The organism is Mesorhizobium sp. P5_C1, from assembly GCF_054049815.1.
The window spans coordinates 1-1,083 of sequence record NZ_JBFULQ010001066.1 but is presented as its reverse complement, the minus strand read 5'-3'; the positions used below and the strand labels follow the sequence as shown (position 1 = coordinate 1,083).

General features: G+C 58.7%; 1 protein-coding gene and 1 pseudogene. One reads left to right on the top strand and one right to left on the bottom strand.

Annotation, left to right across the window (positions count from 1 at the left end; translation table 11 throughout):
• Window positions 1-45: 45 nt before the first annotated feature.
• Window positions 46-174, top strand: a pseudogene (locus tag ACXJ7R_RS33920) (transposase); the annotation flags it as partial.
• A 300-nt stretch (window positions 175-474) separates the two neighbouring features.
• On the opposite strand, the gene ACXJ7R_RS33915 reads toward ACXJ7R_RS33920, so the two are convergent.
• On the bottom strand, window positions 475-1,083 hold a 609-nt coding region (locus tag ACXJ7R_RS33915; protein WP_457155604.1), incomplete at its 5' end, for a Crp/Fnr family transcriptional regulator.

Sequence of the window (1,083 nt, the reverse complement as noted above, 5' to 3'; positions counted from 1 at the left end):
GGCTATGGCTGACGATTATCGACGGATCGAACTGATCACCGGTGAGGCCGCCGACGCTGGTCGACCGAACAGAAGCTTCAGATCATCGAGGAGAGCTTTCTCCCGGGCGAGACGGTTTCGTCTGTTGCCCGACGACGTGGCGTCGCGCCAAACCTGCTCTATCGTTGGCGCCGTTGACGATGACCGCTCCGAGTTTTCCCTTGAGCTGTTGTCCGTCGCGCCACAGGCAAGCCGGCCTTCGCGCTGATGGCTGATCGTGTGACGGGGCGATATGTCGGTTCGGCCTTCATCAACTCGCGCGGCGCCATCCGAGACCGGCTGTGGAAGCGTGTCCAGGAACACGCCGGGCCGCCGCCGGAGGGCATGAAGCGGCTGGCGACGCAATGGGTTAAGCCGGGCATTATCGGTCGCGTGAAGCACCTACGTGGCGAGGCGCCTCGCTGCAGGATTTCTGGGATGAATGAACAGAGTCGGCTAACCACCAGCCGCTGGCGTTAAATCCAAATAGAGCGCCTCTCGCAGATTTAGGTACCCGGGATCGAAGTCTGCCGCCTCGCTTAACCCGTCCCAGTTCAGAATGAGCAACCGTCCGTCTTTGTGCTCTACAAAGCGGTCAGCGCGCAACTTCTTCAAAATACGATTTACGTGAACAACGCTCGCCCCGATAGTCTCGCCGAGCTGAACTTGAGTTAGTGGCAAGGGATAACCATTGTCTCTTACCAGTCCCATAACCTCCATGCGCGCATAAAGCTCACAGGCGAGGTGGGCGAACCTGCCTAACGCGTCATGCCCCCCCAACACCTTGACCCACGCGCGCGCAACGGCTGCATCAACTAAACTTTCACGCCAAAACAGATTTCCCAGGCGAGGTGATTTGCGGAGAACCTCGAGGATGTCGCGGTGCGCAATGAGGGCAACCTTGCTTCTACCGATCGACGCGAGTGTGTGATCCATGGTTCGAAGGTGCAGGCCTTGCAGATCAGGTATATCGCCGGGGACGTGAATTGAGAGTGTTTGCACAGTGCCGTTGCTCAAAGTGCTGTATCGCCGCAGGAGCCCTTCAACCACCAAGCAGCAGTGGCT